5 protein-coding genes and 1 pseudogene are annotated in these 2,804 nt (G+C 37.7%); 1 reads left to right on the top strand and 5 read right to left on the bottom strand.

Translation table 11 applies throughout. The annotated features are described in order from the left end of the window. The 3 genes and pseudogenes from NEOC84_RS03335 to NEOC84_RS03325 all read right to left on the bottom strand — a co-directional run. Positions 1-414, bottom strand: a 414-nt coding sequence (locus tag NEOC84_RS03335) for a transposase (RefSeq protein WP_166155279.1), incomplete at its 3' end; no start/stop codon positions are given. A gap of 161 nt (positions 415-575) precedes the next feature. Then, positions 576-1,064 (bottom strand): annotated as a pseudogene (locus NEOC84_RS03330) (IS630 family transposase); the annotation flags it as partial. Next, the gene (locus NEOC84_RS03325; RefSeq protein ID WP_166155277.1) at positions 1,055-1,423 is read right to left on the bottom strand and encodes an IS630 transposase-related protein; all 369 of its coding nucleotides are present in this window, start codon (positions 1,421-1,423) and stop codon (positions 1,055-1,057) included. The gene NEOC84_RS03325 and the pseudogene NEOC84_RS03330, both read right to left, overlap by 10 nt. Before the next feature lie 36 nt (positions 1,424-1,459). On the opposite strand from NEOC84_RS03325, the gene NEOC84_RS03320 reads away from it, so the two are divergent. Continuing rightward, positions 1,460-2,026 carry an ISAs1 family transposase gene (locus tag NEOC84_RS03320; protein ID WP_166155281.1) on the top strand — a complete coding sequence of 189 codons (567 nt, stop codon included), beginning with the start codon at positions 1,460-1,462 and terminating at the stop codon, positions 2,024-2,026. Between the two features lie 156 nt (positions 2,027-2,182). Here NEOC84_RS03320 and NEOC84_RS03315 read toward each other — a convergent pair whose 3' ends face one another. Next, positions 2,183-2,419: a transposase gene (locus NEOC84_RS03315; protein ID WP_166155275.1), complete on the bottom strand. Its 237-nt coding sequence runs from the start codon at positions 2,417-2,419 to the stop codon at positions 2,183-2,185. A 50-nt stretch (positions 2,420-2,469) separates the two neighbouring features. Continuing rightward, positions 2,470-2,804: group II intron maturase-specific domain-containing protein (locus NEOC84_RS03310; protein WP_278248300.1), on the bottom strand; the 335-nt coding region annotated here is incomplete at its 5' end.

Below are 2,804 nucleotides of genomic sequence, written 5' to 3'. Positions count from 1 at the left end.
CACTGCGCCTGTCAGAACAGCTGCTGCAATCGTCCCTTGTAAAATCTTGCTAAGTCCAGCTTCACCCAATCTAGATCTCCATCTAATTAAAGAAGTAGGATGGATAGGCAGCGCATGATGCCAAAACTCATACCCACAAAAGTATTGCCAATAAGGATTTTCTACCCATCGATGCACCACATTTACATCCGAAAGCCCATACATATGCTGCAAGATAAAGAGCCCTACAACTAGCCTTACAGGCTTAGCTGGCTGCCCTATCTTTTCTACAAACAACTTATCAAACTCTTCTTCAAGCTGCTTCCATTCAATCAATTTGGATAGCTGGATAAGAGGATGATCTAGATTGAGTTCATCGCTAAAGCGAGATTTAAAAAGACGGCTTTGTTGGTTATCTAGCTTGATTGGTTTCATAGTCAACTTTGCAAGAAATTAAGAGCTTTATAATGATTTAGGCGTAAATAAAGTATAGCGATTTGGGAGAAAAAACGCTCTCAAATTATTGCTTAAGCATGAAACATCCTTTAAATCATGTCAAACTATATATAGTGGTTTGAATTTTAAATTTCTGTTCATTAACATATACTTAAAAAAGAGTAATCAATGGTTTGAGCAAGAGTAGAAAACTTACTTAAGTTTGCTGCCACAATCTTCTTAAAATTAGCCCAAAAGGTTTCAATAGGGTTTAGATCTGGAGAATAAGGCGGTAAAAATAAAATCTCACACCCTGCCTTTTTAATAAGTTCATCAGTGGCTTGCGATTTATGGAAGGTAGCATTATCCATTATCAGAACTTGTCCTGCTTTAAGTTCAGGTATCAATATTTTTTCTAGCCAAATGTTAAACAGAAGAGAATTACAAGTACCTGTATAACAAAAAGGAGCTAAAATTTTAGACTTGCATTTAGCTGCTATAAAGCTTTCTCTAGCAAATGAACGACGTGCTATAGCACCATAAATCTTTTCTCCTATAGGTGCTCTTGCATGCTGGCGCTGTAAGTAGGCATTTATCCCGCTCTCATCTATGTAAATCCTATTTTCTTCCGGAATGTTTTCTAGCTTTTGTCTAAATTCTTCTCGCTTATTCTCATCTCTTTCCTTGTAGAAGGGTGTCTTTTTTTTAAAGTGATTTTCAGTCTTTTACAGGCATAAAAAACTGCAGTTATCGTCACTCCGAATGCCTCAGCTATTTCCCTAAGGTAGGCATCAGGATTTTGTTTTATATATAATTTTAGCTTTTCACTATCTATTTTACTGGGGCTCTGTCGTCTTTTTTTAGGAGCAAGACAACCTTGTTTTTTTCGCTTAATCCAGTTGGTTAACGTGCGAACTGTTACACCAAACACCTCACTAGCTGTGGCCATTGAGCCGCCATTTTCTATATAATTCAAAGCTTTTTTTCTTAAATCGTGTGAATATACCATGTCAATTGATTATACATACATCCTTAGAAAAATAAAATTCAAATAACTATAGTAGGAATTAAAGGTAACCAAAGCCATCTTAAAGCAGAAGCGTATAACTTCTTTGAGCAAGCAAAAGCAGTTAATTACCAGGGAGTAGAGGGAATAACTCGAGAGGAAACCCATGAAAAAAATCGTGGTCGCATAGAAAGTCGTCATGTGTGTGTAGTCAATGCTTTACAGTGGCTTCCTCAACGGGAGAAATGGCATTTGCAGTCCATGATTGAAATACGTTCTGAACGGAAGGTAGCAGATAAAGTAGAACAAGCTATCCGCTATTATGGATCTAGCCGAAAAGCAGGGGCCAAAGAATTTGCCAAGTGGATTCGAGCGCACTGGACGATAGAAAATAGTTTGCACCATGTAATGGACGTGGTTTTTAAAGAAGATGCTTCATTAAGTGATGTAGGCTTTAGTGCTGAAAACATGGCTTTAATCAGACGCTTAGCTGTTAATGTAATAAGAACCATGGATTCTGGCCGAGGGATTACCGATGCTAGGCGAAATGCTACTTATGCACCTAATTATCTGAGAGGATTACTAGGTAAGGTGTTTATCAAATAATTCTCATCAAAATGCCCTGTTTGCTTATTGGGTTGAACCTGCGTAAAAAGAACGGGGTTTAATTTGGGTTGCTAAACTTTGTATTACAAGAAAATTTACTAAATGCATCTCAAATACTTAAATCCCACATTCCGCCAGGGAAATTGCATGAAGATTTTATTTACCATTTAGCATTTCCATCATATACTCTCGATTCCATCCAGCTTTTGCTCTCTTACCCTTAATTCCTGCTTTTGTTTTTGTATCAGCTTTTAGTAGATTCATTGTACATCTTTTCAAAACTGATAGATTTTGGGCGCCGTGGTCTTTACGGACTTTGCTTTTATCTTCTCCATAAGAAACATCTAATTGCCAATGAACCTTATGGTGAGTCGACCTGTGGAACTTCCCCACAAGCCTCTCGTAGAACGGTACAGGAACCTCTCAATTCATACCGCTCCCAATTAAGCAAACGCTCCTATCATTCCTTTATCCCAGTGTACAAATAACTCTGGGGTTTTCTTTACTATCTTTCCTATAAAGATAGTCGTTCTTGTTTTATGACCTGCAAGTTCCTTGTATTTACGCATACCCCAAGCCACTAGTGTCTTATTAAAATGTCTGCAGAATTGGTATAGAGCTGATGGAGAATATTTCCCATAGTATGCCAGCCATCCTCTGATAACTGGATTATACATTCTGGCTATATCTCCAAGTTCTAAATCTGTTCTATTTCTTATATTCCATTGCCTAATGGTTGCTTTCATAGATTTTAGCGCCGCTTGGCTTACTGCTGGTG

The sequence above is a fragment of the Neochlamydia sp. AcF84 genome (genome assembly GCF_011087585.1).
Classification (GTDB): Bacteria; Chlamydiota; Chlamydiia; order Chlamydiales; family Parachlamydiaceae; genus Neochlamydia.
Note: the sequence above shows the minus strand (reverse complement) of the source record. Positions and strands in the feature narration are given on the sequence as shown.

Bases quoted from the DNA above. Each gene is read 5' to 3' on its own strand.
- NEOC84_RS03325 (WP_166155277.1), bottom strand. From the start codon at position 1,423: ATGGTATATTCACACGATTTAAGAAAAAAAGCTTTGAATTATATAGAA.